This window comes from Actinomadura decatromicini (assembly GCF_008121305.1).
Taxonomy (GTDB): Bacteria; Actinomycetota; Actinomycetes; order Streptosporangiales; family Streptosporangiaceae; genus Spirillospora; species Spirillospora syzygii.
Window position 1 is genome coordinate 1,604,513 of sequence record NZ_VSRQ01000001.1, and the last position, 26,769, is coordinate 1,631,281.

Here is a 26,769-nt window from a genome sequence, read left to right on the forward strand (position 1 = left end):
CGGCCGAGGCGGGGGGCGGACACTGTCGGTGGCGTCGCGTTTAATCGAGGCGTGGACGTTGGAAAGCGCATCGCGGAGCTGACCGCCGAGGTCAAGCGGCTGAACGACCTGTACTACGGCACGGGCGACAGTCCCCTGCCCGACGCCGACTACGACGCGTTGAAGGACGAGCTGGCCGCGCTGGTCGCGGAGCATCCGGAGCTCGAGCCGTCCGACAGCCCGCTGGGCCGGGTCAACGCGCCCGCCGAGCTGACCGGCCCGACCCGGCGGCACGCGCGTCCGATGCTGTCGCTGGCGAAGGCGACGAGCGAGGAGCAGATCCGCGCGTTCTGCGACCGGTTCGGCGGCCAGGTCTTCCGCGTCTCGGAGAAGCTCGACGGGCTTTCGCTCAGCGTCGTCTACACGGACGGACGGCTCGACTACGTCGCCACGCGCGGCACCGGCGCGGTCGGCGAACTGGTCACCGAGAAGGTGCGGCACGTGATCCCCGGCCTGCCGACCGAGGTCGACGCGCCCGGACGGATCGAGGTCCGCGGCGAGGCCGTGATGCTGCGCTCGGTCTGGGCCGCCTACAACGAGGCCCACCCCGACCGGACGCTGACCAACCCCCGGTCCGGCGCCGCCGGGACGCTCGTGCTCAAAGACCCCGAGGCGGCGGCCGAGGCCAAGCGGCTGCTGCGGTTCTTCGCGTTCGGCGCCGACCGCGACGGCGTCGCGGTGGACGTCCCCGCCGGTTTCGAGCCGGTCGCCCAGTACGTGTGCGCCACCGGCGACGAGGTGATCGACGCGATCCACGAGATCGGCGGCCGCCGCGACGGGCTCGACTACGACATCGACGGCGCGGTCGTCCGGCTGCACGAACCGGCCGCGTTCGACGCGGCGGGCTTCAACAGCGCCGAGCCGCGCGGGGCGATCGCGTTCAAGTACCCGCCGGAGGAGAAGCTGACGACGCTGCTGTCGGTCGAGTGGCCGGTCGGCAAGATCGGCCGTGTCCCGCCGCGCGCCAAGGTCGCGCCGGTGTTCGTCGGCGGCGTGACCGTGGAGAACGTCACCCTGCACAACCCGCGCCTGATCCGCGAGCGCGACCTGCGGATCGGCGACACGGTCGCGGTCGTGCGGCGCGGCGACGTGATCCCCTTCGCCGGGCGCTCGCTGCCCGAGCGGCGCGACGGGACCGAGGTCGAGATCGTCCCGCCGGCGCACTGCCCGTCGTGCGGGTCGGAGCTGGAGGTCCGCGGCACCGGCGAGGAGCGCTGGTGCCTGAACCTGCAGTGCCCGGCGCAGGCGACGCGCCGGTTGATGCACTGGGCCTCGCGGCAGGCGGCCGACATGGAGGGCGTCGGCGACGTCTGGATCGAGAAGCTCGCCGAGGACGGCGTGCTCCGCCGCCGCAGCGACTTCTACGACCTGACGGCCGACCAGCTGCTCGGCTACGAGCGGATGGGCGAGGTCAGCGCGAAGAACATGGTCGACTCGATCGCGTCGTCCAAGGGCGTCGGGCTGCGGCGGGCGCTGATCGGGCTCGCGATCCCGATGGCGTCCGAGGGCACCGCGAAGCGGCTCTGCCTGGCCGGATACGAGCGCATCGAGGACGTCGCCGCCGCGACCGCCGACGACCTGGTGGCGATCCGCGACATCGGGCCGAAGGCCGCCGAGAGCATCGTGGCGTTCTTCGCCCGCCCGGAGGTGCGGGAGGAGATCGCGGCGCTGCGCGAACGCGGCGTGAGCCTCGACGTCCTCGACGAGGACCGTCCGGTCGACGCGGCGGCCGCGGGCGACTCGCCGCTCAAGGGAAGGTCGGTCGTCATCACGGGCGCGTTCACCGACCCGCGCTCGGGCGCCAAGATCAGCCGTCCGGACGTCACGCGCCTGGTCGAGCAGGCCGCGGCCACCACCGCGTCGTCGGTCTCGTCCACCACCGACTACCTGCTGACCGGCGACAACGTCGGCGCGGCGAAGACCGCCAAGGCCGAGAAGCTCGGCGTGACGGTCGTCGCCCAGGACGAACTGTGGCGCTGGCTGGCCGAAGCCGGGATCGCCTGACGCCGACCCCGACTAGGAATAGACCTTCGCCGCGATGGCGGTCTTGGCCTCCCGGAAGGAGCGGAGCACCGACGCATCGAACCCGCCCCGGCTCGGCCGCTCCGGCACCCGCGGGATCTCGGCCAACGTCCAGCCGCTGCCGCGATCCGCCAGCGAGCGGTGCTTGGTCGAGTAGTAGTCGGCCTTGACCGACACCGCGACCCCGGTCGCGCCCGCCGCCGCGGCCAGCAGATGGAAATGGAACCGGGTGGAAATCCAGACCTGCTCTGGCCCGGCCGGGAGGCCGTGCTGCCACACGCCCGCGAACGGATAGAACCGCACGTCGGGAAGGTCCGCCTCGATCAGCTCGAAGACCGACCGGTCGACTCCGGGAATTCCTTCGACAATGCCGACCTGGCCGCCCGTCACGCCCCACGCGCGCACGGTCTCCAGCACGAAGGACGCCAAAGCGGCCCGAGGCATTTCCAGCAGATCCGATTGCAGGCAGAGCATGACCTCGCGCAACTGCTCCCCCGGCCGCCGGTACAGGTGCGGGCCGATTCCGAAGAACATGTCGTCGCCGGTGTCGGACGCCGCCGTCCCGACCAGGCGCGCGGACGGCTCGTCCCGCACGTCGACGATCTCGAACCGCGACGCCAGCTCCCGCACCAGGACCTCCGCGTGATCGGCCACGGGCCACAGCCCCTGCCCGGTCATCGCCGCGCGTCCGCCCGACCTCTCCACCGCGCCCACGGCAGCGGCCAGCAGCCCGTAGTGCTTGGGCCAGACGCGGTTGATGTAGCCGCCGCCGATGATGTGCACCACCCGCGCTTCGGCGGCCAACTGGATCCCGGCCGCCCACCGGCAGGCCATCGACGGATTGTGCATCGCCTGCCGCACCCATCGGACGACCTCCCACGGCTCGTCCCCCGGCGCCTCCCAGCACAACCGCCAGAAGGTGTCGGTGAACCGCACCCGAGGATGCAACCCGCCCAGCAGAACCTGCGCCGGACCAGGGCTGGGGCAGTCCAGCCAGACCTCCGTCTCCGGAGCCCGCTCCGCCAGATACCGCAGCCACATGGCCGCGATCAGCTCGTCCCCGTAATTGGGAAACCCGGTCGTCCCGACGAGATAGAACACGGCCCTCAACCCTTTCGCCCGCCCTAAGCGCCCGACAACTCATACCGCACGAGTGGGAGAAATGGTCCTTACGCCGCGCTCGTCTCCTCAAGGAACTCGCGCAGCGAACGCGGCGGGCGTCCGAGGATGTCGGCCACGGTCGTGGTGGTGCTCGCCCAGCGTCCATCCCCGATCTGCGACATGAGTTCGGCCAGGTCACGGGCGGCGGGGGCGGGCATGCCGCGCTTCTCCAGATGGACGGCGGCCTCGTCGACCGGCATGTCCACGTAGCGCACGGTCCGGCCGAGCGCCCGGGTGAGCTCGTCGGCGATCTCGTCGTGCGTGGGCGCTACCGGGCCGGTGAGCTCGTAGACGGCGTCGTCCCCGATGGGCCGCGTCAGCAGCGCGGCGGCGACCGCCGCGATGTCGCGCGCGTCGATGTAGCCGACCCCGCCCCTGCCGTACGAGCCGAAGATCCGTCCCTCCTCGTCTACGTCGCCCGCGAGGTTCTGCATGAAGCCGACCGGCGCGAGGATCGACCACGGGACTCCCGACGCCTTGAGATGGTCGTCCACCTGCCCGTGCATGCCGAACCCGAGCAGGCTGCTCGACGTCACGCCGCGCACGGAGACGGTCACCACCTGCGCGGCCCGCGCGGCCGCCGCGTGGTCGATGACCGCCTTGTGCGCCCGGACGAACCCCGGCCACAGCGCGCTGTTGAGGAAGAGCCGGTCGCCCGGCTCGATCGGGACGGTCTCCGGCCGCTCCAGGTCGCCGACCACGTAGTCGCATCCCAGTTCCTCGCCCTGCTCCGCGCGCCGTACCAGGGCCCGCGCCGCGCCGCCCAGCTCCCCGATCAGCGCGCGGCCGATCGTGCCCGTCGCGCCCGTCACCACGATCATCAAGCACCCTCCTAAGCGGAATGTCACCTTCCGCTTCTATAATAAGCGGAATACCGTCGTCCACTTCAAGGGGAGATCGATGCGCGCCGACGCCCGCCGCAACCGGGACAGGATTCTGGAGGCGGCGCGCGACGCCGTGGCCGAGCGCGGCGCGGACGCGCCGATGGAGCTGATCGCCCGCCGCGCGGGCGTCGGCGTCGGGACGCTCTACCGCCGCTTCCCCGACCGCGGCGTCCTGCTCGCCGCCCTCGCGGAGCAGTACGTCCACGAGCTGACGGACGCCCTCGACCACGCCGCGGCGGACGAGCCGGACGCGCTCACGGCCATCCGCGCGTTCATCGTCCACAGCGTGGAGAAGAGCCGCGGCGCCATCGCCGCCGCGCTGGCCGACGCCTCCGCGCCGGAGGCGAGGCAGGCGCTGATACGCCGGCTCGACGACCTGGTACGGCGGGCCCAGGCGGACGGCGCGATGCGTTCGGACGTCGGCACGGGCGACCTCATGGAGCTGCTCAACGTCTTCGCCTGCCACCCGGGCGTCGTCCCGGAACGCTTCCTCCCCCTCCTCCTGGACGGCCTCGCCGCGCCCTGACCGGCACGCGCCACTCCCGGCGCGACCGATCTGACCTGCGGCGACGCACCGCTTGACATTATGCAGGTAGTTACCTGCATAATTCAGGGGTGAGCTTGGAAGCCAACCCGATGGACGCCGCCTTCAAGGCGCTGGCCGACCCGACCCGTCGCCTGCTGCTCGACCGGCTGCGCGAGCGCAACGGCCAGACCCTGGGCGAGCTGTGCGAGCGCGTGGAGATGGCGCGCCAGTCGCTGACGCAGCATCTCGACGTCCTGGTCAGCGCGAACCTCGTGACCGTGGTCCGGCGCGGACGGCAACGGCTGCACTACCTCAACCCCGCGCCGATCCACGAGATCGAGCAGCGCTGGATCGCGGAGTTCGACAGGCCACGGCTGCAAGCGCTCACCACCATCCGGAATCAAGCCGAGGAGTACGCCATGACCGAGACGGCCGTCTCAGCGCCGACCTACGTCTACGTCACCTACATCCGTGCGAGCGCCGAGCAGGTGTGGCGCGCGCTGACGGACGCCGACCTGACCGCGCGCTACTGGGGGCACGCCAACGTGTCCGACTGGAAGGAGGGCTCGTCCTGGGAGCACCGGCGCGCCGACGGATCGGAGGCCGTCGACGTCGTCGGCAAGGTGCTCACCGCCGAGCCCCCGTCCCGCCTGGTCATCACCTTCGAGGACGACCTCGACTCCGTGTCGCGGCGGGAGCCGTCCGTGGTCACGTTCCTCATCGAGCCGCACCAGGACATCGTCCGGCTGACCGTGACCCACGAGAACTTCCCCAACCAGGAGATGTTCAACGGCGTCTCGCAGGGCTGGCCCGCCGTCCTGGCGAACCTCAAGTCCCTGCTCGAAACCGGCGAGGTCCTCCCCCAGGCGCCCTGGGACATGTAGTCGAACGAGAAGGAAGACCCCCGTGGAAACCGCCGACCTCCAGGTGGCCTACCGCTCGCTGCTCGACGCCGCCGCCACCGTGCCCGAGCACGGCGGCGCGAGCCCCGCGCCTGAGCGTCAGGAACCGTCGAGGCCTACTTCGGCACGATGGTGAGCCCCTATCCGGCCGCCGTGTCCTGACCGGTCCACCGCCCTGTTCGTCGGCGGCCGGAAGACATCCGCGCTGGGTGCGCGCTTGCGCCGGGGGCGGTCGGGTACGAGGTGTCCCACATAGGGGGGACGATGATCAGCACACCTCGCCCGGCGACACGCGGTGGCCGCCGCGATGAATGACCGAGACGACGGCGGCGGGCGCCTGTTCCTGGTGACGGGGGCCAGCGGTTACATCGGCGGACGGCTGGTCCCCGAACTGCTGCGCGCGGGCCACCGCGTCCGGTGCATGGCCCGTTCGGCGCGGCGGCTGCGCGACCATCCGTGGGCCGGGGAGGTGGAGATCGTCGAGGCCGACGCGACGGATCGGGAGTCGACCCGCCGCGCCCTGGAGGGCGTCGACGTCGCCTACTACCTGATCCACGCGATCGGCGGCGGGAGCGGGTTCGCCGAGACCGACCGCCGCGCCGCGCGCACCTTCGCCGACGCCGCCCGCGACGCCGGTGTGCGGCGGCTGGTCTACCTGGGCGGGATGGACCCGGCGGAGGAACTGTCGCCCCACCTGTCGTCCCGCGCCGAGGTCGGCCGGATCATGCTGGACGCCGGGGTGCCCGCCGTCTGGCTGCGCGCCGCGGTGATCACCGGTTCGGGCTCGGCGTCGTTCGAGATGCTCCGCTACCTGACCGAGCGGCTGCCGGTGATGGTCACCCCGCGCTGGGTGCGCACGCGGCTCCAGCCGATCGCGATCCGGGACGTCCTGCACTACCTGGTCGCGGTCGCCGACCTGCCCGCCGACGTCAGCCGGGGCTTCGACATCGGCGGCCCGGACGTGCTCACCTACGCCGACATGATGCACCGCTACGCCGCCGTGGCCGGGCTGAGGCGGCGGCTCATCATCCCGGTCCCGCTGCTGAGCCCGGGACTGTCGAGCCTGTGGGTCGGCGGCGTCACCCCGGTGCCGGGGAGCCTCGCCCGCCCGCTGGTGGAGTCGCTGCGCAACGAGATGGTCTGCCGCGAGGACGACATCGGACGGTACGTCCCGCCGCCGCCCGATGGCCCGACCGGCTTCGAACGCGCGGTGTCGCTGGCGCTGCGCCGCGTCCGCGACGCCGACGTGGCCACGCGCTGGTCGTCGGCGAGCGTCCCGGGCGCCCCCAGCGACCCGCTGCCCACCGACCCGGACTGGGCGGGCGGCAGCCTCTACACCGACGAGCGGACCCGCACCGTCGACGCCTCCGCCGAACGTTCGTGGACGGTCGTCGAGGGCATCGGCGGCGACCGCGGCTGGTACTCCTTCCCCCTCGCCTGGCGCGTGCGCGGCATCGTGGACCGCCTGGTCGGCGGCGTCGGCCTGCGGCGGGGCCGCCGGGACCCGCACCGGCTCCGGATCGGGGAGACCGTCGACTTCTGGCGCGTGGAGGAGATCGAGCCCCCGCGGCTCCTGCGCCTGCGCGCCGAGATGCGGCTCCCCGGCCTGGCCTGGCTGGAACTGCGCGTCACCGAGCGGGAGGACGGCCGCTCCGACTTCACCCAGCGCGCGCTGTTCCATCCCCGGGGGCTGTCGGGCCACGCCTACTGGTGGGCGTTCAAGCCCTTCCACGACCGCGTCTTCGGCGGAATGTCCCGCGGCATCGCCCGAGCCGCCGAACGCGACCGGCCGGCCGGGGCCGTTTACGCGCGCCGCTCCGGGTATCGGCGGGGCATGGACGTGACCCGCTCACGGGAGCTTCTGGGCATCTACCTCAACGATCACCTCGCCGCCGCCGCCGGTGGCGTGGCGCTGGCCCGCAGGGTCGCACGCGGGCATCGCGACTCGGACAAGGCCGAGCGGCTCGGACGGCTGGCCGACGACATCGCCGCCGACCGCGGGGCCCTCCTGGAGATCCTGACGTCGCTCGGCCTGCCCGTCCGCCGGTACAAGAGCCTCGCGGTGTCGGTCGCCGAGAAGGCGGGACGCCTCAAGCTCAACGGCGGCCTGGTCCGCCGCTCGCCGCTGAGCGACGTGGTGGAGCTGGAGGCCATGACCCTCGCGGTGGAGGGGAAGCGCGCCGGATGGCGCACCCTCCTCGCCGTCGCCGAGCAGGAGCCCGCGCTCGACACCGAGCGGCTCAGGCTGCTCCAGGAGCGGGCGAACGATCAGCTCGCCGTCCTGGAGCGGCTCCGCGCCGACGCCGTTCGCGACACGTTCCAGGAGCCGAGCACCGCGGACCGCGCCGCCGCGCCGCTGACGTCGTAGCCTGGACGGCCGCCGGGTCTCCAGGACGGGCGCCGGGACGATCGGGGGTGTGCGCCGTGCAGACCTTCCTTCCGCACGCGGACTTCGCCGCCACGGCCCGGGTCCTCGACCAGCGCAGGCTCGGCAAGCAGCGCGTCGAGGCGCTGCAGATCCTGCGCGGGCTGACGGTCCCCGGCTACGGCTGGCGCAACCATCCGGCCGTGAAGATGTGGACCGGGTACGAGGAGGCGCTCGTCCGCTACGGGTTGGAGATCTGCCGCCAGTGGTCCGGCCTCGGGCACCGCGACACGTGCGCCGCCACCCTGACGTCCGACCTGGCCGGAGCGGTCGGCATCGAGCGGCCGCGCGCCCAGGACCTGCTGGCGGACGCCGGTGAGCTGCCGCCCTGGCTGGGCGACCCGGAACTGCACCGCAGCCACCGCTCCGCGCTGGTCCGGAAGGATCCCGCGTTCTACGGGCCGCTCTTCCCTGGCGTCCCCGACGACCTGCCCTACGTCTGGCCCCGATCGGACCGCGACCGCGCGGCCGACCCCTCCTGACCGGGCCGTCAGCCGCCGGGACGGTCCAGTGGCCCCCATTCGACGTTAGTGTCCCGCTTCATGATTTCTTCGGCCTCGTCCAGGACCCGCTTGTCGATGAGGGCCACCAGGCGCGGGCGGGCGATGACGGGCTCGTTGTCCGGGCCGCGACCGGCCTCGTCGCCCGCCAGCACCCAGGGCCGCGCGCCCGGGGTGCGCGCCTTCTCGAGGTGGGAGTAGTCGTGCAGCCGCCGCGCGACCCACAGGACGGTCGAGCGGTCGCCCCACCACTCCTCCACGGCGAGGGGATTGGCCGACAGGCCGGGCAACTCGGCCCCCGTCAGGCCGTCCATGCTGTTCGGACTGGACTGGTCGGCCTCGGGATCGGCCGACCAGCGGACGTACAGCGGCGAGCGCTCCTCCAGCAGTTCCGCCAGCCGCTCCAGCGACGTGATCACCTCTTGCGCCATGGAAGTGCCTGTTCCCACCAATGACCGGACGATTCAACAGCGGAGGCGACGGGCCGCCGCCACGGACCGTGCACGGTTTGCCCCATCCCGCACGGGTATGGCTGAGCGGGTCGCGGCCGGACGAGCAGGTCGGACGCGGGATCACGGGATCACACGGCGAACATCGGGGGACGCTGTGCGGACACGTTGGCGGCGGCGGGCGCGGGCGGCCCGCTGGCCCGCGGGCATGGGCATCGCCGGGTGGCGGTGGCTGCGGCGCTCCCGGCGGGTCTCGCGGCGCCGGCTCCGGTCGGGGGCGCTGCCGGAGGCCGACCGGTTCCCGCACCACGACGGGGCCGGGACGCAGGGTGCGCCGCAGGGGGTCGGTCCCACCTTCCAGCGGCGCTACATCGTCCAGATCACCGGCAGCGCGCTGACCCCGCCGGAGTTGATCAGTCTGGTCGGCGCCGATCTCAACGCGGCGTCGCCGGTGGAGGTCGCGGTCTTCGACAAGACGTCGGGAGGCGCCCGGCGGCTGGAGGTCGGGGACGAGTACATGGTCCACATGCCGGGGCCGTGGAACTGTCCCGTCCGGGTGGTGGAGCAGACGGCGGAGTCGTTCCGGTTCGCCACCCTGCGCGGCCACATGGAGGCCGGTGAGATCGAGTTCCGGGTGGCGGAGGGCCGCGACGGCGGCCTGGTCTTCATGATCGAGTCCTGGGCGCGCAGCGGCGACCGGCTGGCGGAGCTCCTCTACGCGAAGGTGGGAATCGCGAAGGAGATGCAACTGCACATGTGGTCGCATTTCTGTCTGCGGGTCGCCGAACTCTCGGGAGGCCGCGTGGTCGGGGAGATAGAGGTCCAGACGGAACGAAGGGAAGTCCCCGGAACGGAGCGGCGGCCGGGGCCGGTCGGACGCGCCGTCGAAGCGGTGTTCGTGCGGGGTTTCACGCTGGCCGCGCGGCGGCTGCGAAACCGGCCGCTGCATCCGAAGGGCCTTGTGGTCGATGCCGCCTTGCGGCTGCACGGCACGTCCCAACGCTGGGGAGTGCCATTGTTGGACGACCAGACAGAACTGCATGGCAAAGCGCGTCTCTCCCGCGCGATCGGATTGCCGTCCGCGCTGCCCGACATCCTCGGACTGGCGCTGCGATGGACGCTCCCGAACCCAGAAACCGACGACCTGGACACCGTAGACCTACTGCTGGCCACCACGGGGCGCACCATTCTCGGCCGCCATCTCCTGCGTCCCATGAACCGATGGAGTCCCGCGTTCTACGGCTCTCTGCTGGCATACCGGGTCGGTGACCGCCGCGTCCTGTTGGGCGCGGTCGCCCGGGGACCGCGCCGCGCACCGGCCGACCTCGCGACCCTCGCGCAGGCCCTGGACGAGCGGCCGCTCCTTTTCGATCTGATGGTGGCCACCGAGTACGGCCCGTGGGAGCGATTCGGCGAACTGCGGCTCACGGGACCGGCGCAGAATGACGAGCGCGAACCGATGCGTTTCAATCCGACCCTGCACCCCGTCCCCGAACTGCATCCGGCGGGGCTGTTCCAGCAGATACGCGGCTCCACCTACGCGGCCGTCCAGCAAGTCGCACCCCCTCACGCGAGCCGCGGCGCCGTTCGCCGGAAGACACGGACCCCACGGCGCATGCGACGGGAATACGCCGAACTCCACCACCGCCGCCTTAATTTCGACCCGCGGCAATACAACATGGACGGGCCCGAGAAGGGCTGGCATGTCGACGACTACCGGCAGCGGTTGCCCCCGGAGCCGCCGGGGCCGCCGATCCCCGGCGGAAGCTGGGAGGTCGCCCGCCGCCTCACGCGGAACTACGAGTACGCCGACCCGGCCATCATCCGGCGGATCCTCCGTTCGGGCCCGCCCGCGCCCGGCCGGGACATGCTGCTCGAAGCCCGGTTCTACGGCCTGCCCTTCTACCTCGGACTCCGCGTCGGCGGCGTCGTCGACACGACCATCGAGGAGGACGGACGCCAGGCGCGAGTGTGGGGCTGGAACTACCAGACATTGGAAGGACACCTCGAACGGGGCCAGATGAGCCAGGAAGTCCGCAAATGGCTCGACACGGGTGAGGTGGAATTCCATATCCACGTCTTCTCGCAGGCAGCGTCCACGTCCCATCCCGTCGTGCGTCTCGGCTTCCTGCTCTTCGGCCGATACATGCAGTTGAAGTTCTACAAACGCGCATGCCGCCGCATGCGGGCCCTGACGGTTCAAGACCTGAATCGACGCCAAGCCTTCTCAACGGCGGAGGACAAGAAGAGCAGGAGCAACGTCCAGTAGTTCAGACTCGGAATGGCCAGCGCGAGGACCAGCGCGAGGGCCAGCAGCCCGGCGGCGGTGACCGACCCGGTGAGGTAGTCCGCGGGCGGCGGAGCCGTCTTCGACGCCAGCTCCGGATTCGCCCGGACGACGAGCTCCAGCCCGGTCTGGAACACCACGGCGAGAAGGACCGTGGCGATATAGAAACCGGCCGTGAACCGGTCGTTTCCGTAGACGCCGACCATCTCCGTCGGGAACGGCAGCACGACGATGGTCAACAGCCACCCGGCATTGCATATGACCAGCGGCTTGGAATAGGCCCGCACGTGCCGGAAAAAGTCGTGATGCGAGAACCACAGCCGACTGATGACAGCGAAACTTAGCAAGAAGCCGAAGATCTCCGGCTTGTGTTCGGTGACCACCTCGGTGGCGCTCTGCCCGTTCCGCGCCGCCTGGGGCACCACGTCCACCAGCGGCAGGACGAGCAGCGTGACGGCGATCGCGACGACGGCGTCGGTGAAGAAGACGAGCCGGTCGGGATCCCTCGGGATGGACACCGCCCCAACTCTGTCAGCAGCCACGGCCCCGAAAGGTAAAGCCCCCGGCAGTCCCCGGAACGTTTCAGGCTCCGGTCGCAGGCGCGCGGGGGGTCACCAGGCGATCAGGCCGAGGTCGCTGCGGCGCAGGTCGGGGAGGCGGTGGAAGCGGCCGTCGTCCATGCGGAAGATGGCCCGGTCGTGGCGTGAGCTGACGAGGAGGTGCCTGCCGGTCGCGTCGAGGGTGGCCCGGAAGTCCACCGGCGCCGCGGGCGCGATCTGCCCTTCCGTCATGCGGCCGACTTCCGGGAAGGACGACTTCTCGGACTCGGGCCTGGCGGGCAGGGTCACCTTCACGATCGAGACGGAGCCGAACTTCCCCAGGTCGTCGGTGTTCTGCTGGATGGCCGCGACGGTACGCCCGTCCGGTGAGGGCCTGAAGGACGACAGGTCGGGGAGGCTGTGCAGGACGACGGGGGCGTGGAAGAGGGTGGTGTCGGCCGTGCTGGTGTCGAGTCGGCGCAGGAGGAAGCCGTCGCGCTCGGGACGGGGGGTCTCCGGAGCGTTGGTTGCGAGGAAGAGGTTGCGGCCGTCCGCCGCCCACGCCGGGGACTGGACGTAGTCCATCGAGTCGGCGGTCTGCCGCGGCAGCCGCCATCCCCGGTCGACACCGGACGAGGCGTCGACGACCGTCAGGTCGTCGAAGTCCCGGCAGTCGCCGGGGTTGTAGAAGACGATCGCGACGCGGTCGCCGTCCGCCGTGGCGGCCATCTCGTCCACCTGGGCGTTGAAAACGGTGGGCAGGGCCGTCCGCTCGGCCACGGTCCCGTCGCGGCGCAGGGTCACCTTGTCGATGCGGGTGCGGCAGGGGGCGGTCTCGGCGGCGAGGAAGGCGGTGCGCCGGTCGCCCGAGAGGGCGAGCGCGGCGTAGTGCCCGGCGCGGGCCGGGATGTCGTCGATCATGCGTCCGGTCCAGGAGTCGAAGACCCCGACGCCGCCCTTCCGGTGGGTCGCCAGGAAGAACGGGGGGCCCTCGTGCGCGCCGAGCGTCTCCGGGCCGCGCAGGACGCCGCGCAGCACGACGGTCACCGCCACGACCGTGACCACGGTCAGGACGGCGGCGACGGGCACCGTCCACCGTCCCGCCGGCCGGTGGCGGCGGCGGGCGGCGGGCAGGTTCAGCGGCGGCAGCGACTCGCGCGTCACCTCGCGCGTCTCGGCGGCGGCGGCGTCCTTCAGCAGCCGTTCGACGTTCACGGGGTCTCTCCAAGCATGCGCTCAAGGGCGGTGCGCCCACGGGACGTGTTGGACCGGACGGTGACCCGGCTCACCCGCATGACCTGAGCGGTCTCCTCCTCGGACAGGTCGAGGACGAACCGGAGCACCAGCGTCTCCCGCTGCCGGTGCGGCAGCCGGCGCAGCGCGTCGAGGACCTCCCGGCCCTGCTCCCGGTCCAGGACCCGGCTCTCCGCCGACGCGACGGGCGGGTCCTGGACGCCGAGCGGGCGGCGGCCCCGGCGGCGCAGCACCGACCGGCAGTTGTTGAGCACCGACGACCGCAGATAGGTGAGGGCCTTGTCGGGGTCCTTCAGCCGTCCCCACCGCCGGTACAGGCCGAGGAAGGAGTCCTGCACGACGTCCTCGGCGGTGGGCCTGTCGCCGACCATCACCAGTGCCAGCCTGACCAGGTCCAAGGCGTGTGCTTCGTACAACCGCGTCACCGCCGTCTCGGCGGAGCGCACCGCTAAGTCCGGCGGGCCGTCCTGGCGGAAGTTGAGGAGGCTCACGGGTAGGAGACGCGACCGGGCCGCCGATGTTGCACGGGCGGCCGAACTTTTTTCGGGCGGTTCGTCTACCGCTGGTACTCGTCTATCGCTGGTACAGGGTCAGCGTGATGCCGGTGACGCGCCAGACGTTCGCCTGCCGGAAGTTCCGCTGGAGGGCGTCGACCTTCGCGCGGTCCTGCGGCACCAGCGACGGCATGCGCCAGGGCCCCTCCAGCAGCCAGACCCGGTTCGTCCCCGCGCCGGTCAGGCGGCGGCCGATCTCCGCCGGGTCGTACTCGGCGCCGCCGAAGTTGCCCGCCTCGGCGGGGGTCCGCCGCATCGTGACGTCGCGCAGCCCGTGGAACTCGTCCGGGTACGCCTCGGCGATCGACCGCCGGTCCTTCGTGATGAAGACGATCGCGTCACCCGGCCGGGACTCCCGCTCGACGATCTGCGCGGCCCCGCGCAGATTGTCCCACCATTTCTCCGGACGACGCTGATCAACGTGCAGTGGTTGCAGCAGGACGGCCATCACCAGGAGCGGCGCGACCCACGTCCGGTAGGGCAGCCGGACGAGCCCCGCCGCGGCCAGCAGCGCCATGGCGGGGAGGCTGCCGATCACATAGCGGTATGTGTAGAACGGGTGGAACTGGGAGACCAGGAGCAGCACGGTCGCGGGCAGCAGCAGCCACGGCACGGCCAGGGCCTGCGGGCCGATCGGGCCGCGCCGCCGCGCCGTGACCAGGCCCGCCGCGATCGCGACGCCGAGCAGGTACGCCACGACCGGGGGGCCGGTGAACGTCTCGACCAGGTAGCGGACGTCGAGCCATCCCGGCCGGGTCAACCAGTCCAGGGCGTTGCGCTGGGTCACGGCCAGCGCGATCAGCGGGCTCACCGCGACGACCGCCGCGGCCGCCGCGGCCGACCACCGGCGCAGCATCGTCCGGGTGCGGCGCGTCAGCAGCAGCGTCACCAGGTGGGCGGGCAGGATGAGCAGCGCGAACAGGTGGACCAGCCCCAGCAGCACGACGCCCGCGCCGTAGGCGGCGTACCGGCGCTGGGAGCCGCGTTCAGCCAGGTCCACGAAGAGCACGGTCAGCCACACGGTGAGCGCCGCGACCAGCGAGTAGGACCGGGCCTCGTGCGCGTAGTGGCTGGCGAACGGGGCCCCGGCGCAGATCAGCCCGGCGATCAGCCCGGCCGGCCCGGAGATGATCTTCCGGCCGAGGACGGTGACGCCCGCCGCCATGGCCGCGAACGCCGCGATCGACGGGATCCGCAACGCGAACTCACTGGCCCCGAAGACCTGGATGACACCGTGCATGAACAGGTAGTAGGCGGCGTGGACGGCGTCGATGTGCCGGGCGCACCCGAGGATGTCGGGGACCGAGCGGCGGGCGATCTCGGACGTGATCGCCTCGTCCCGCCACAGCGGCAGCCGCGCGGCGCCCCAGACGCCCATCGCGAGCGCCAGCAGGGCGGGCACGGCGGGAAGGAGCCAGGCCCTCCACCGCTCCCGCCTCGCGTCCCCGCGCGGGCCCGCGTCCTCGATCGGCGGGCCGGGGCGCCCGGCGGTGGCCGGGCGTTCCCCCGGCAGAAGATCCAATCGTGAGTTCACGGTAAGAGACGCAATGAGCCCCCCGCGCTGTTGCATCACCCCGACCCCTAATTTCGATCAAGTGCGTGCTTTGTCGGGGGCGGGCGGGTCATCGTGCGTCGGCAGAGGGCCGATGACCTGCGCGGCTGGTTGTACGGGTTCCCCCGGATACCCCTCCCGTTCTTCACTTGCTGTAATTGGACGACAACCGACAGCAACTATCGGGGGTTTACGCGATGACCAGCTTCAGTTACCGCCGTTGGTCGGGGACGCGCGCCGCGGTCCTGGCGGCGGCCGCCGTCATCGGCACGGCCGCCATGGCGGCGGTCGGCGCGCCCGACGCCCCGGCGGCCAGACGCGACCGCCACGGCTGCACCGACGACCGCGTGTGCATCTATCCGGGGCCCGAATGGAGCGGCGACCGTCCCGCCGTCCATCACTCCGCCGCCCGAGTGGTCAATCTCGGGGGCTTTCGCGGTGACCACCGCGTCTTCAACAACGCCTACCGCACGACGGTGCGATTCTGCACCGGCTACAACGGTCAGGGATGCGGGGCTCCGATACACCCCGGCCATTGGACCGACAGAAACCTCACTCCAATCAATTCGCTCCTGATCCAGAGATAGCCGCGGCCGGGTCCGCCATGGGGCGGCACGCCCCAAAGGACCTGCGGCGAAGAGGTGTTTCGGTCCTCGCGCGGTGACGGCGGACTCCTGCCGGCGGGGCTCGGTGCGGTACATGTCGGGTATGCGCGAGAGCACTCAGGTCGTCGTCATCGGGGCCGGTCCGGCGGGCCTGACCCTGGCCAACCTGCTGCGGCGGGCAGGCGTCGCATGCGTGGTCCTGGAACGCCAGAGCCGGTCGTACGTGGAGAAGCGGCAGCGCGCGGGCGTGCTCGACCACTCCGCCACGCGGGTCTTCGAGGAATGGGGGCTCGCCGACACCCTGCTCGCCGGCGTCCCCCACGACGGCACGCTGGAGATCCGCCTCGACGGGGAGCCCCGCTACCTGGACCTTCCCGCCCTGTCGGGTGGCAGGACGGGCCGCATCATCCCGCAGCAGTTACTCGTCACGCGGCTCGTCTCCGCGTTCCTGGACGGCGGAGGCGACCTGCGATTCGACGCGGGCGAGGTGACCCCGCACGACCTCGGCGGCGACCGTCCCACGGTCACCTACCGGGACCCGGCCGGGACGGTCCACGAGATCGCCTGCGACTACGTCGCCGGGTGCGACGGCCACCACGGCGTCAGCCGGGCCAGCGTGCCCGCGGAGGCCGTCACCGTCTACTCCTTCGACCACGACATCGGCTGGATCACCGTCCTCGCCGACGCCCCGCCGCCCCGCCTCCCGCTCTTCGGGATCAGTTCGCACGGCTTCGCCGCGCAGTTCCCGCGAGGCCCGGCCGCCAGCCGCTTCTACCTCCAATGCGCGCAGGACGGCACACCCTCCGACTGGAGCGACGAGCGCGTGTGGCGGCAATTGCGACTCCGCCTGGGCGACGAGGGCCTGCCCGCCGGGCCGATCACTGAGAAGGCCGTCGTGGAGATGCGCAGCTTCGTCCTCGACCCGATGCGGTACGGCAGGCTCTTCCTCGTCGGAGACGCCGCGCACATCATCACCCCCATGGGCGGCAAGGGGATGAACCTGGCGATCGGCGACGCGAACGTCCTCGCCCACGCGCTTCACAAAGCCTTGGTCGAGGACGATGAAAGGGAACTCCACGACTACTCCGCCAGCCGTCTCAAGAAGGTATGGAATCAGCAAGAATTCTCCCGCTGGCTGACGGAGCTGACCCACGATGCCGGAAACGCCGCCCAGGCCGGGACTTTCCGCCGCCAACTGGCCAGAGCACGCCTGGACCGCCTGTTCACCTCCCGCCCCGCCGCCCACGCCTTCGCGGACCTGATGACCGGCGACTGACCCGACCGCACCATCTTCATTACCGGGTAAAAGCCTCTCCTGAAATTGCGGGTCACGCTATTGGGCCGGACTTAGGGGTATGCGACGCCGAGGCAATGAATATCGGCGGACCCGGCTCCGCGTTCTCGGAGGGAGGGACACAAATGTCTCAGGCGCACAAGACCGACCCGGCTCACCGGCCCCGGCGACGCCGGATCGTGGGGGTGCCGCTCGCCGCGGCGGCCCTGGCGGCGGCCCTGCTGGAGGTCGCCGGGTGCGGCGACGGAGACTCGTCCGCCACCAACCAGGCGGCGACGGCGACGGTCCAGTCCCCGGCCCCGTCCCAGACCGGCGCCGCCACCGGGGAGACGATCAAGACGGCGACCGTGGGCAACCTGGGCCAGATCCTGGTCGACGGCGAGGGCCGGACGGTCTACCTGTTCGAGAAGGACACGGGCACGGCCTCGACCTGCTCGGGATCGTGCGCGGCGGTGTGGCCGCCGGTCGCCACCTCGGGCAAGCCCCAGGCCGGACCGGGAGCGGACGCGACGAAGCTGGGCACCACCCGGCGCGGCGACGGCTCGGCCCAGGTCACCTACGGCGGACATCCCATCTACTACTACGCGCCCGACGGCACCTCCCCCGGCAGCGCCAAGGGCCAGGGCCTCAACCAGTTCGGCGCCAAGTGGTACGTGCTGTCGGCGTCCGGCAACAAGGTCCAGTCGACCGGCGGCGGCTCGAACGGCGGCGGCTACTGACATGCGCCGCCGGTGGGCGGCCCGGCTCCGGAGCGCGCTGATCGTCGGCGCGCTCACGGTGCCGGTCGCCGGATGCGCGCTGGCGACGAACTCGCTGCACCCCGGCCGAGCGAAGATCAGCACCGAGCGGGTGTCCTCGCTCGGGCCCATTCTGGTGGACGGCCGGGGCCGCACCCTCTACCTGTTCGTCGCCGACCTGCCGAACCAGTCGAGCTGCGACGGCGCGTGCGCCGCGATCTGGCCGCCCGCGACCTCGGCGGGACCGCCCACGGCGGCCGGCGCCGCCCAGCAGTCGCAGATCACGACGATCGCCCGTCCCGAAGGGCCGCGCCAGCTCGTCTACGCGGGACACCCGCTGTACTACTACCAAGCCGACACCGGACGCGGCGACATCCGAGGCCAGGCCCTCACCCAGTTCGGCGCCGAATGGTACGCCGTCTCCCCGCAGGGCGAGCAGGTCGAGAGCGGCACGAGCACCGGCCAGGGCTCCCGGACGGGTGATCGCGGTGCGTGACCTGCTGCGCTACCTGGCCGTGCTGCTGCTGTTCGGCGTCGGCGCGGTCCACCTGTACGAGTACTTCGCCGACTACTACCGCGTCATCCCGATCATCGGCATCCTGTTCCTGATCAACTTCGCCTCCGCGGTGGCGCTCGGGCTCGCTCTGGCCAGCCCGCTGGGCTCCCTGCCCGGCGTCGCATCGATCCCGGTCCTGGGCCGCGCACCCCACGCGCTCGTCGCGGCCGGAGCGATCGTGTTCGCGCTGGGCACCATCATCGGCCTGCTGATCACTGAGAACACCACGCTTTTCGGATTCCACGAATACGGCTACCGAACGACGATCGCCCTAGCCCTCGGCCTGGAATCAGGCGTCGTCGTGGTTTTGGCGGCCTACCTGGCCCTCGAAACACGCCACCCCCACCCAAGCCCAGCGTATTGAGAGCCACCCCGGGACTTGGCCATCACTGCTGCACTGATCAATTGTGCTGCTGCCTCTGAAGGCACCATGCCACCATCGAGGTCGAGACACGGCCAGGTGCGTGGCCAGCACGCCGACCACGCCCCGGCCGAACCTCAGCGGAACAAGTGAACACAGGAAGGACGCGGCATGCTCGCCTCACTTCAGCCGGGACTGACCGCGCGGCTGGACTACGTGGTCCGGCCCGAGCGCACCGTCCCGCACCTGCTCCCCGAATCCGACGACGCCAACGACGACACCCCGAGCAAGCCGTCGTAGAAGAAACCGCCCGCCAAGCCCTGACCCGCTGGGACGAACACGTCACCCACCACACCGTCACAACCGACATCAACACTCCGACCAATCCATGACGGCCGACTACTCCAGGCCCGAGAAGTAAGAGAACCGAGCCTCGTTGGCCGCCCTCTAATAGTTCGAGTGGGAAAACCTTCGAACAACAAGTCGACTAGCCGTGGGCGCGCGAGTTGTTTGATCCTTCGGAAGGCTTGGCCTTCAGTTTCGTGCGCGGCGGGTGCGCAGGGTGTCCTTCTTGGCCTGGTTTCCGCAGGTGTTCATCGAGCACCAGCGGCGGGTGCCCGGTCGGGAGGAGTCCAGGAACAAGGCGTTGCAGTCCTGACCGGCGCACCGGCGGACCCGGCCGATGGCCGCCGAGGTGACCAGGTCCAGCGCGTCCCTGGCGATCAGGGCAAGGGACGCGAGCAGCGGTTCGTCAGCGTGCCAGCGCAGGCGGCCGGAGGCGTCCAGCCAGGGCGCCGGGACCGGCAGGGCGGCGAGCTCGTTGACGGTCTCGCGCGCCCGCGCGGGACATGACTCGATCCCGGCAGGGCTCACGGCCGCGTCGATCAGCTCATGGATCGCCTCACGCAGCACACGCGCGCGGGCGTCCTGGCCGGGCTCACCGACGGCCTCGCCTGCGGCGAACGGGGCGAACTGGGCCACCCAGGCCCGCACGGCGGCCAGGTCAGGAAGCTCTTCCTCCGCTCCGGGGGCACCGCGGTGGCGGAGGGTCCGGATGAAGTCCAGGCACAACCGCCCCGCTCCGCTGCGGAAGACGGGAGCGGGCGTCTCAGCGGTCATGAACAAACACCCTACCCCTGGAACCGGTTTAACCGGTACCGTCGAACCGGTTAAACCGGTTCTCGAATGCGAGGGTCCTCATGACCGACGAACGTCTGGGGCTCGGCTCCCCCGCCACGGCACCAGGACGCCGGCTGATCTTCCTGCTCGCGCTCGCCTGCGGCGTCGGCGTGGCCAACATCTACTTTCCGCAGGCGATCGTCCCGCTCATCGCAGACGGGCTGAGCGTCTCGCCAAGTAGGGCCGCGACGGTGGTGACCGCCGCCCAGTTCGGCTACGCCGCCGGGATCTTCCTGCTGGTGCCGCTGGGCGACCGGCTGATGCACCGGCGCCTGATCGTCGTCCTACTGGCGATCACCGGCCTGGGCCTGCTCGTGGCCGGGACGGCGCCCACGCTGCCCGTGCTGGTGACCGCCAGCGCCCTGACCGGCGCCGCGACCGTCGTCCCGCAGATCCTCATCCCGATGACCGCCGGGCTGGTGCCCGACGACCGGCGAGGCGCGGTGACCGGAACCCTGCTCAGCGGCCTGATCGGCGGAATCCTGCTGGCCCGCACCTTCGGCGGCGGCCTCGGGCAGTGGCTCGGCTGGCGCGCCCCCTACCTGGTCGCGGCGGCCGTGATGTTCCTGCTCGCACTGGTCCTGGCGTTCGCGGTCCCCACCACGACTCCGCCATCACGGGACCGCTATCCGGCGCTGCTGAGCGCACCCTTGCGCCTGATGCTCGCCGAACCCGACCTTCGCCGCTCATGTCTGTACCAAGCGCTGATCTTCGCCGGCTTCACCGCCGGCTGGACCAGCCTCGCGCTCCTGCTCACCGGCCCGGAATACGACCTCGGCACCTCCGCCATCGGGCTGATCGCACTCGTCGGCGCGGCCAGCATGTTCGCAACCCCCATCGCCGGACGCAGCACCGACCGGCGCGGCCCCGACACCGTGAACCTGGTCTGCATGCTGGCCGTCATCGGCGCCGCCGCGCTGCTCACCACCGGATCCCTCGGCAGCACGCTCGGCCTGATCGGACTGACCGCAGGGATGCTCATCCTGGACGTGGCGGTGCAGTCAGGCCAGGTCGCCAACCAAGCACGAATCTTCGCGCTCCGCCCCGAAGCCCGCAGCAGACTGAACACCGCCTACATGACCTGCGCCTTCCTCGGCGGCAGTACCGGCTCCTGGCTCGGCGTCCACGCCTACACCCACTTCGGCTGGACGGCAGTGTGCCTCCTCGTGGGAACCCTCGCCGGACTCGCCCTCACCCGCCACCTCATCGCCTACCGCACCCACATCCCCCACCCAGAGCAAACACCCGACACCACCCCTCTCGAGCCGCATGTTCGAAGCTGAAGTTCCTAACGGCCACGCGAAGCCGAACGGTCCCGAGTGGCCACGCGCTGAGCGGCAGCACGGAGGCGGACCGGCTGAAGATCTACGCGGCGTCCGGACGACCTGGTCGCCCGCGTCGAGGGTCTGGGACCATTTCCTGACCGCCCGGCTGATCGGATCGGTCAGAGGGGGAGGGCGTCTCCGGGGAAGCCGTGGCACGGGTGTACGTCGCAGCGCATCATTCCGGCCTGCACGCAGGGGTCTCCGGCCATGATCTCAGCGGCTTCCTCGGTCGGCACGGTCATGATCACGACGCCTGCCATGGTGTCGGAGGCGACCGGGCAGAGAATGGCGATCACCCCATCAGCACGAAGGGACACCATACGTCGCTGATGCTCGAGTTCTATTGCATCCGCGCCGTTCATGGTTCGCTCCGGCGTCCATTGTAGGAGCGCCAGGCTGTAAGGTTTCGCGGTCGAAGCCAGAGCCTGAATCTGTTCGTCGGTCACCGACGTGCTCACGATATCTCCTCTACTTTTGAATGCGCTCGGCCAACGAGACGATGATTCCTTCAGGCCCGCGGACGTAGGCCATCCGCCACAAGCCCTCGTATTCGCCGATGCCTCCCACCAGGCCATAGCCGTCGGCTGCGGCCTGGTCGACGGCGGCCTGCAGGTCCTGTACCTCGAACGCGACGTTGCGCAGGCCCAGTTCGTTGGCCGGTGCGGCTGGTGAACCCGGGAGGTGGTCCGGCCGTACGAAGCTCGAAAGCTCCAGCGTCCTTCCGCCGCCCGGTGGCCGCAGCATCACGATTTCGGTGGCGGCTCCGGTCATGCCGATCACCGTGTCCAGGAAATCGCCTTCCACGGCCATCTTCTGATCGGCCTCCATGCCGAGGCTGACGAAGAACGCCGTCACGGCGTGGAGGTCGGCGACGGTGATGCCGACGTGGTCGAAGCGCTGTATAAGTCCCATCGAATGCCTTCCTAGGCGTCGTGAATATACTTCAGCCCTCCGGTCACGTGGTCACCAAAATGGGGGCTGGACGCACGACTCCCGAGCCGGAACGGTACGCCACGCCGTCCCTACGGAATGGGCGGCGCGCCTTGCTGATCGCCACCAGAGCTGAGGTCGGTCGGCGGTGTCCCACCGAAGGGTGGTCTCTCGACACGTTAGGCGGCGCCTACGGCTTGGCCGACGAGGTGATCGGCGATCCGGTCGGGGCCGCGGAGTCCGGTACCCCCGCGTAGTCGGGCAGCTCGATGCCGTTGATCGCGCGTCCGACCAGCTCGGTGAACCATTCGCCGGTGAAATCGGGGCGCGGCTCGGCGTCCGGCCCCGGGACGTCGCGGCTGCGGGCGTTCAACCGGCCGATCTCCTGGTTGGCCTCGACGAACGAGCGCATCCGCGCCTCGTAGCGGGCGAACCCGGCGGCGGGGTCCCATCCGGCGGCGGCCAGTTCCCCGGCCAGCACGTAGGCGCCGACCAGGGCCAGCCCGGTGCCCTGCCCGGACATCGGCGAGGAGCTGAACGCCGCGTCCCCGAGCAGCCCCACACGTCCACTCGACCAGCGGTCCATCACCACCTGGGCGACCTGGTCGAGGTAGAAGTCCGGGGTGTCGTCCAGGTGCGCGAGGATGTCCGGGGCCAACCAGCCCAGGCCCGCCATCCGGTCACGGAGCAGGGTCTTCTGGGCCGCGACGTCCCGGTAGTCGACGTCGAAGTCGCCCGAGGGGAAGTAGAACATGGCCATCGCCCGGGTGGCGTCCTGGATGGGCCGCAGGAGGGCAGAGCGTCCGGACTCCTGGTCCTGGTGCTCAAGCAGCCAGCGGTCCAGCCCGAACTCGTTCGGCACACTGTAGAAGGCCAGCACGTGCCCGAGGTGGCGCAGGAACCGCTCATGCGGCCCGAAGACCATCGCTCGCAGCTCCGAGTGCAGCCCGTCGGCCCCGACCACCAGGTCGAAGCGCCGCCGGTCGCCGCCCGCGAAGACCACGTCGACCCCGTCCGCGTCCTGGGTGAGCCCCACGATCCGGTCGCCGAAGACGTACTCGACGCCGTCGCGGGTGTCGTGGTAGAGAACCCGGGCGAGGTCCCCGCGCAGGATCTCGATGTCCGCGATGAACCCGTCGCCGCCGTCGTCGTCGGCACGGAAGGTCTCCAGCACCTTCCCGTCGGCGTCGACGGTGTGCGCGCCGGCGGTGTCGGTGCACGCCGCGCGCACCGCCGCGTCCAGCCCCATGCGCCCGATGACCTCCTTGGCGACCCCGCGAGCGTCCACCGCCTGCCCGCCGGGACGCAGCTCGGGAGCCCGCTCCACCACGGTCACCTCGGCGCCCCGCCGCCGCAGCCAGTGGGCCAGCGCGGGCCCCGCGATGCTCGCCCCCGCTACCAGCACCCGGGGACCGCTCCCCCGCGTCCCCTGCTCGCCGGTCCGGATGGTGTGCTCCTGCTCGGTGCCGTCGACGCTCACCACTGCCTCCACGTGCTTCCTCCCGCGCTGGATTGCTCCCAGCACAGGCCCACCGCTGTCGGTGTGTCCCGCCGTATCGACCACGGACCCGCACAAAACTCATCGGCACGACCGAAATCGCGTCCAGGCTTCCGCAAACAACACCCTGAACTCGGGGAGCGGATGCCCAGCCAAGGACCCGTGAGCTAACAGCGTGGTGCACCACCGCAGGACCGCGTGCCAGCGCGTTGGCCTCTGGGGATGGTGTGTTGCTTGGTGCGGAGAAGGGCTCACGCGCCGGTGTAGGAAGGTACACCCGTGCTCGGGGACTCAGACCCATCGAGCGCAGGCGCGGGCGGACCTAGCGTCAGCGCCATGACGAAACTCACGGCTCGTACGCGCTCCCACCGCGTCACGCTGGGCGGTGCCGGGATCGTTCTCACCGCGGTGTGCGCGACCGCGATCGGCCTCACCCTCGGGCCCCCGGACGGTCACAGGGCCGCCGCCGCCAACGCGGCGACCCCTCAGCGCGGCAGCGTGGTGTCGGTGACCAGGGTCGCGCACATGTCGCCCGCACAGACACGCGCGTACCTCACCTCGGTCGACCCCGCGCTCAAATCGCCCCGTCCCCGAAACGGGGTGGACGCCTACCGGGTCGTCTACCGGACGATCTCTCCCCGCGGCGGGCCCACGACCGCGAGCGGCGTGGTCTCCCTGCCGCTCGCCCCGATGAAGAACGCGCTGCGGCCGGTCAGCTTCGCCCACGGAACCCACGTGTCCAGGTACTACGCGGGCTCGATCGCCGAGGACGGCCAGAGCCGCGCGGCCGCGATCTACTACGCGGCCGCCGGGTACGCCGGGGTCGCCCCCGACTATCTCGGACTGGGGCTCGGGCCCGGCACGCATCCGTACATGGACGCGGGCTCCGAGGCGTCGGCGTCCCTGGACATGCTGCGCGCCGCGCGGTCGGTCGCAGCCGCCCATGGCGGACGGTTCAACAGGCATGTCCTGGTGACCGGCTTCTCCCAAGGCGGTACGGCCGCGATGGCGCTGGGCCGCGAGTTGCAGCGCGGCGCGGACCCCTACCTCCGGCTCGGAGCGCTCGCCCCCGTCAGCGGCCCCTACGATCTGCGACACGCGCAGGTCCCGGAATCACTCCGCGCCGGGTCCACGCTCGCGCCGAAGGCATCGGTGCTTTATCTCGCCTACGCGACGGTGTCGTGGGACCGCCTGTACGACCTCTACGCCTCCCCGTCGGACGTATTCAAGGCCCCTTACGACAAGATCGTGGAAGGTCTCTTCGACGGCACCAAGGACCAGGACACCGAGATCATCCCGCGACTGCCGGACACCCCCGGAGACCTGCTCACTCCCCGGTACCGGCGGTGGCTGCTCCATCCCTCGGGGGTGCTGCTGCGAGCCATGCGGTCGTCCGACGGCACCTGCGATTGGGGACCGCGCGTCCCGACCCGCCTGTCGGCCGGGTCCGGAGACGAGCAGGTCACCTTCTCCAACACGCTGAACTGCGCGGCGGCACTGCGCTCACACGGCGCGAAACCGCAGCTCATCGACTACGGTCGGGACACGCGGCACATGGATTCGCTCTCCCGGGGCCTCCCCGACACCCTCCGCTGGTTCCAACACCTCGAACGCTGACGACGCCCGGCTCACGGTCCGAGCACAGGCGAGCCCTGACACGGTCCAGGCATCACGCGGCACCCGCCGGAGTCAGCCTCGACAGCGGCCACCCGGTTCCACGGCAATCACCATGTGTAGTTACTTCATGGCTATGAGTGATTAACTAGGGGGTGTCGCCACACTCGGTCACCGGGAATGAGGAACAGCCATGAGAAAGAGGCCAGCCACGCCAAGAGCCGCCCTCCTAGTGGCGGTCGGCGCCACCGCCATGGCCTTGGCACCGGCGTCCCCGGCCACGGCCGCCACGCCCACGCGGGCGGCGATCGGGCACCTGCGGCAGGCGCCCGCCTACACCTGCGACAGGGTCGACCGCTCGGGCCCCGGTTCCCTGGCGCCCTACACGGGCTCAGGGAACTGCCAGGCATCGGGCGGTCTCCCTCAGCAAGGCCCCCTCTTCGACGAGTTCGACATCCTCGACCGCCACGGCGGCGGCCAGTCGGTCCACTGCTCCACCGGCAGCGGATTCTCCGGATACGCCAACCTGCCCGACACCGTCGAGGGAAACTACTGCACCCCCGTCAACGCCTGATCCAGGCCCCGCGCCCCAGCGGCAAGGACCACTCAATAGTCCGAACAAGCTTCCAGCCATGACCAATACATGACCGGATAGCCGATTCGCCGTTTTCTTCGAGGCAGGCGGATAGCGCCGGTTGCAGGAACTCGACGCAAATCCGCATACTTCATCACCGTCCTATCCCCATAGCCGTTCCTCGCGCCACGCGCACAGCACTGCTTCGCGGGACCGCATCCGCCCACTGCGAGAATGCGCGAGTGTCCGAACCGCGCGATCATGGACCACTGCCGCCCTTGCTCGTCCTCCTCACGGTCATGACCGGATTGGTGGACTCGGTCAGCTATCTGGAACTCGGCAATGTCTTCGTCGCCAATATGACGGGAAATATCATCTTTCTCGGCCTGGGGTTGGCCACCAAAGGGCAGACGGGCGAGATCCAGCCGACCACCCTGTCGACCCTCTGCTTCTGCGCCGGGGCCGCCGTCGGCGGGCATCTGGCCTTCAACAAGATCACCCACCGCGGGCGGCTGCTCGGCGCGGCCACCGCCGTCCAGACCTTCGCCATCCTCGTCGCCGCCCTGCTGGTGTCGGCACTGGGGCACACCGACGAGCCCGGCAGGCTGGTGACGATCGGCGTCCTGGCGGCCTCGATGGGCTGGCAGTACGCGATCATCCGGCGGCTGGAGGTGCCCGACTTCCGGACCGTCGTGGTCACCACCACGATCACCGCGCTGGTCGCCGACCGCGACGAGCCCAAGGAACGCATCGTGCGCCGGGCCCTGTCGGTCGCCACCCTCCTGCTGGGCGCGGCGATCGGCGCCGTCCTCATCCGCGAGGTCGCCGTGGCGGCCCCGCTGTGGTGCGCCGCCGCCATCCTCGCCGTGGTCTCCGCCGCCTCCTACATCACCGCGAATCGCGCCGACGCCGACCGCTGAACGCCGCGCGCGACACCTCCACGGCCGGCCGGGTAGCCATGCCGCGGTACGCCGAGACGGCGATCGCCTATACCAAGATTGT

26 protein-coding genes and 1 pseudogene are annotated in these 26,769 nt (G+C 70.9%); 16 read left to right on the plus strand and 11 right to left on the minus strand.

From position 1 onward, the window contains the following. The first annotated feature begins 51 nt into the window (after nt 1-51). Nucleotides 52-2,043 carry an NAD-dependent DNA ligase LigA gene (ligA, locus tag FXF68_RS06635; RefSeq protein ID WP_148757960.1) on the plus strand — a complete coding sequence of 664 codons (1,992 nt, stop codon included), beginning with the start codon at nt 52-54 and terminating at the stop codon, nt 2,041-2,043. 12 nt (nt 2,044-2,055) lie between these two features. Here ligA and FXF68_RS06640 read toward each other — a convergent pair whose 3' ends face one another. Together FXF68_RS06640 and FXF68_RS06645 are read right to left on the minus strand one after the other, a co-directional pair. Then, on the minus strand, nt 2,056-3,162 hold the full coding sequence (locus tag FXF68_RS06640) for a polysaccharide pyruvyl transferase family protein (protein ID WP_222869818.1): 1,107 nt from the start codon (nt 3,160-3,162) through the stop codon (nt 2,056-2,058). 68 nt (nt 3,163-3,230) lie between these two features. Then, nucleotides 3,231-4,043 (minus strand): NAD(P)H-binding protein, encoded by an 813-nt coding sequence (locus FXF68_RS06645; protein ID WP_148757961.1) that lies wholly within the window; start codon nt 4,041-4,043, stop codon nt 3,231-3,233. Between the two features lie 79 nt (nt 4,044-4,122). Here FXF68_RS06645 and FXF68_RS06650 point away from each other — a divergent pair, with 79 nt between their 5' ends. From FXF68_RS06650 to FXF68_RS06665, 4 genes and pseudogenes are all read left to right on the plus strand, one after another. Next, complete coding sequence (locus FXF68_RS06650; protein WP_148757962.1) at nt 4,123-4,632, plus strand: TetR/AcrR family transcriptional regulator; 510 nt, start codon at nt 4,123-4,125, stop codon at nt 4,630-4,632. Nucleotides 4,633-4,721: 89 nt separating this feature from the next. Next, entirely contained in the window at nt 4,722-5,516 is a 795-nt protein-coding gene (locus FXF68_RS06655) for an ArsR/SmtB family transcription factor (protein WP_246178363.1), read from the plus strand. A gap of 325 nt (nt 5,517-5,841) precedes the next feature. Further along, nucleotides 5,842-7,329, plus strand: a pseudogene (locus FXF68_RS06660) (SDR family oxidoreductase); the annotation flags it as partial. Between the two features lie 629 nt (nt 7,330-7,958). Next, the gene (locus tag FXF68_RS06665; protein WP_148757964.1) at nt 7,959-8,441 is read left to right on the plus strand and encodes an MSMEG_6728 family protein; all 483 of its coding nucleotides are present in this window, start codon (nt 7,959-7,961) and stop codon (nt 8,439-8,441) included. A gap of 8 nt (nt 8,442-8,449) precedes the next feature. On the opposite strand, the gene FXF68_RS06670 is transcribed toward FXF68_RS06665, so the two are convergent. Further along, nucleotides 8,450-8,890, minus strand: a complete 441-nt coding sequence (locus FXF68_RS06670; RefSeq protein WP_148757965.1) for a DUF6098 family protein — start codon at nt 8,888-8,890, stop codon at nt 8,450-8,452. A 175-nt stretch (nt 8,891-9,065) separates the two neighbouring features. On the opposite strand from FXF68_RS06670, the gene FXF68_RS06675 reads away from it, so the two are divergent. Beyond that, complete coding sequence (locus FXF68_RS06675) at nt 9,066-11,177, plus strand: DUF1990 family protein (RefSeq protein ID WP_148757966.1); 2,112 nt, start codon at nt 9,066-9,068, stop codon at nt 11,175-11,177. Here FXF68_RS06675 and FXF68_RS06680 read toward each other — a convergent pair. From FXF68_RS06680 to FXF68_RS06695, 4 genes are all read right to left on the minus strand, one after another. Next, the gene (locus FXF68_RS06680) at nt 11,108-11,713 is read right to left on the minus strand and encodes a TMEM175 family protein (RefSeq protein ID WP_187437764.1); all 606 of its coding nucleotides are present in this window, start codon (nt 11,711-11,713) and stop codon (nt 11,108-11,110) included. The two genes, FXF68_RS06675 and FXF68_RS06680, sit on opposite strands and share 70 nt — an antisense overlap. Before the next feature lie 93 nt (nt 11,714-11,806). Further along, on the minus strand, nt 11,807-12,949 hold the full coding sequence (locus FXF68_RS06685; RefSeq protein WP_148757968.1) for a TolB-like translocation protein: 1,143 nt from the start codon (nt 12,947-12,949) through the stop codon (nt 11,807-11,809). Then, entirely contained in the window at nt 12,946-13,479 is a 534-nt protein-coding gene (locus tag FXF68_RS06690; RefSeq protein ID WP_148757969.1) for an RNA polymerase sigma factor, read from the minus strand. Before FXF68_RS06690 ends, FXF68_RS06685 begins: the two co-directional genes overlap by 4 nt. An 82-nt stretch (nt 13,480-13,561) precedes the next feature. After that, a complete protein-coding gene (locus FXF68_RS06695; protein WP_187437765.1) occupies nt 13,562-15,076 on the minus strand; it encodes a glycosyltransferase family 39 protein in 1,515 nt (504 codons plus the stop codon). A gap of 215 nt (nt 15,077-15,291) precedes the next feature. Between FXF68_RS06695 and FXF68_RS06700 the strand changes: the two genes are divergently transcribed. The 6 genes from FXF68_RS06700 to FXF68_RS44405 all read left to right on the plus strand — a co-directional run bounded on the left by FXF68_RS06700 (nt 15,292) and on the right by FXF68_RS44405 (nt 18,947). Next, entirely contained in the window at nt 15,292-15,681 is a 390-nt protein-coding gene (locus FXF68_RS06700) for a peptidase inhibitor family I36 protein (RefSeq protein ID WP_148757971.1), read from the plus strand. 121 nt (nt 15,682-15,802) lie between these two features. Beyond that, nucleotides 15,803-16,975, plus strand: a complete 1,173-nt coding sequence (locus FXF68_RS06705; protein ID WP_222869819.1) for a 4-hydroxybenzoate 3-monooxygenase — start codon at nt 15,803-15,805, stop codon at nt 16,973-16,975. A 143-nt stretch (nt 16,976-17,118) separates the two neighbouring features. After that, complete coding sequence (locus tag FXF68_RS06710; protein ID WP_222869820.1) at nt 17,119-17,712, plus strand: COG4315 family predicted lipoprotein; 594 nt, start codon at nt 17,119-17,121, stop codon at nt 17,710-17,712. A 1-nt stretch (nt 17,713) separates the two neighbouring features. After that, nucleotides 17,714-18,226 carry a COG4315 family predicted lipoprotein gene (locus FXF68_RS06715; RefSeq protein WP_148757973.1) on the plus strand — a complete coding sequence of 171 codons (513 nt, stop codon included), beginning with the start codon at nt 17,714-17,716 and terminating at the stop codon, nt 18,224-18,226. Further along, a complete protein-coding gene (locus FXF68_RS06720; protein ID WP_148757974.1) occupies nt 18,219-18,650 on the plus strand; it encodes a hypothetical protein in 432 nt (143 codons plus the stop codon). The genes FXF68_RS06715 and FXF68_RS06720 overlap by 8 nt, the downstream gene beginning before the upstream one ends. Nucleotides 18,651-18,818: 168 nt before the next feature. Continuing rightward, nucleotides 18,819-18,947, plus strand: coding sequence for a hypothetical protein (locus tag FXF68_RS44405; protein ID WP_281292136.1), 129 nt, complete (start codon nt 18,819-18,821; stop codon nt 18,945-18,947). A 234-nt stretch (nt 18,948-19,181) separates the two neighbouring features. Here the strand turns inward: FXF68_RS44405 and FXF68_RS06730 are convergent, their stop codons facing one another. Further along, a complete protein-coding gene (locus FXF68_RS06730) occupies nt 19,182-19,766 on the minus strand; it encodes a CGNR zinc finger domain-containing protein (protein ID WP_148757975.1) in 585 nt (194 codons plus the stop codon). Nucleotides 19,767-19,846: 80 nt separating this feature from the next. On the opposite strand from FXF68_RS06730, the gene FXF68_RS06735 reads away from it, so the two are divergent. Then, on the plus strand, nt 19,847-21,109 hold the full coding sequence (locus FXF68_RS06735) for an MFS transporter (protein WP_148757976.1): 1,263 nt from the start codon (nt 19,847-19,849) through the stop codon (nt 21,107-21,109). Between the two features lie 161 nt (nt 21,110-21,270). Here the strand turns inward: FXF68_RS06735 and FXF68_RS06740 are convergent, their stop codons facing one another. From FXF68_RS06740 to FXF68_RS06750, 3 genes are all read right to left on the minus strand, one after another. Further along, complete coding sequence (locus FXF68_RS06740; RefSeq protein WP_148757977.1) at nt 21,271-21,609, minus strand: YciI family protein; 339 nt, start codon at nt 21,607-21,609, stop codon at nt 21,271-21,273. Between the two features lie 10 nt (nt 21,610-21,619). Continuing rightward, a complete protein-coding gene (locus FXF68_RS06745; RefSeq protein WP_148757978.1) occupies nt 21,620-22,063 on the minus strand; it encodes a VOC family protein in 444 nt (147 codons plus the stop codon). 208 nt (nt 22,064-22,271) lie between these two features. Then, entirely contained in the window at nt 22,272-23,573 is a 1,302-nt protein-coding gene (locus FXF68_RS06750) for an FAD-dependent monooxygenase (RefSeq protein WP_222869821.1), read from the minus strand. Between the two features lie 342 nt (nt 23,574-23,915). Here FXF68_RS06750 and FXF68_RS06755 point away from each other — a divergent pair, with 342 nt between their 5' ends. The 3 genes from FXF68_RS06755 (at nt 23,916) to FXF68_RS06765 (ending at nt 26,687) form a co-directional block, all read left to right on the plus strand. After that, nucleotides 23,916-25,196 carry a hypothetical protein gene (locus FXF68_RS06755; protein ID WP_148757979.1) on the plus strand — a complete coding sequence of 427 codons (1,281 nt, stop codon included), beginning with the start codon at nt 23,916-23,918 and terminating at the stop codon, nt 25,194-25,196. Between the two features lie 190 nt (nt 25,197-25,386). Further along, nucleotides 25,387-25,767: a hypothetical protein gene (locus FXF68_RS06760; protein ID WP_148757980.1), complete on the plus strand. Its 381-nt coding sequence runs from the start codon at nt 25,387-25,389 to the stop codon at nt 25,765-25,767. A gap of 242 nt (nt 25,768-26,009) precedes the next feature. Then, entirely contained in the window at nt 26,010-26,687 is a 678-nt protein-coding gene (locus FXF68_RS06765; protein WP_281292137.1) for a YoaK family protein, read from the plus strand. Nucleotides 26,688-26,769: the final 82 nt, after the last annotated feature.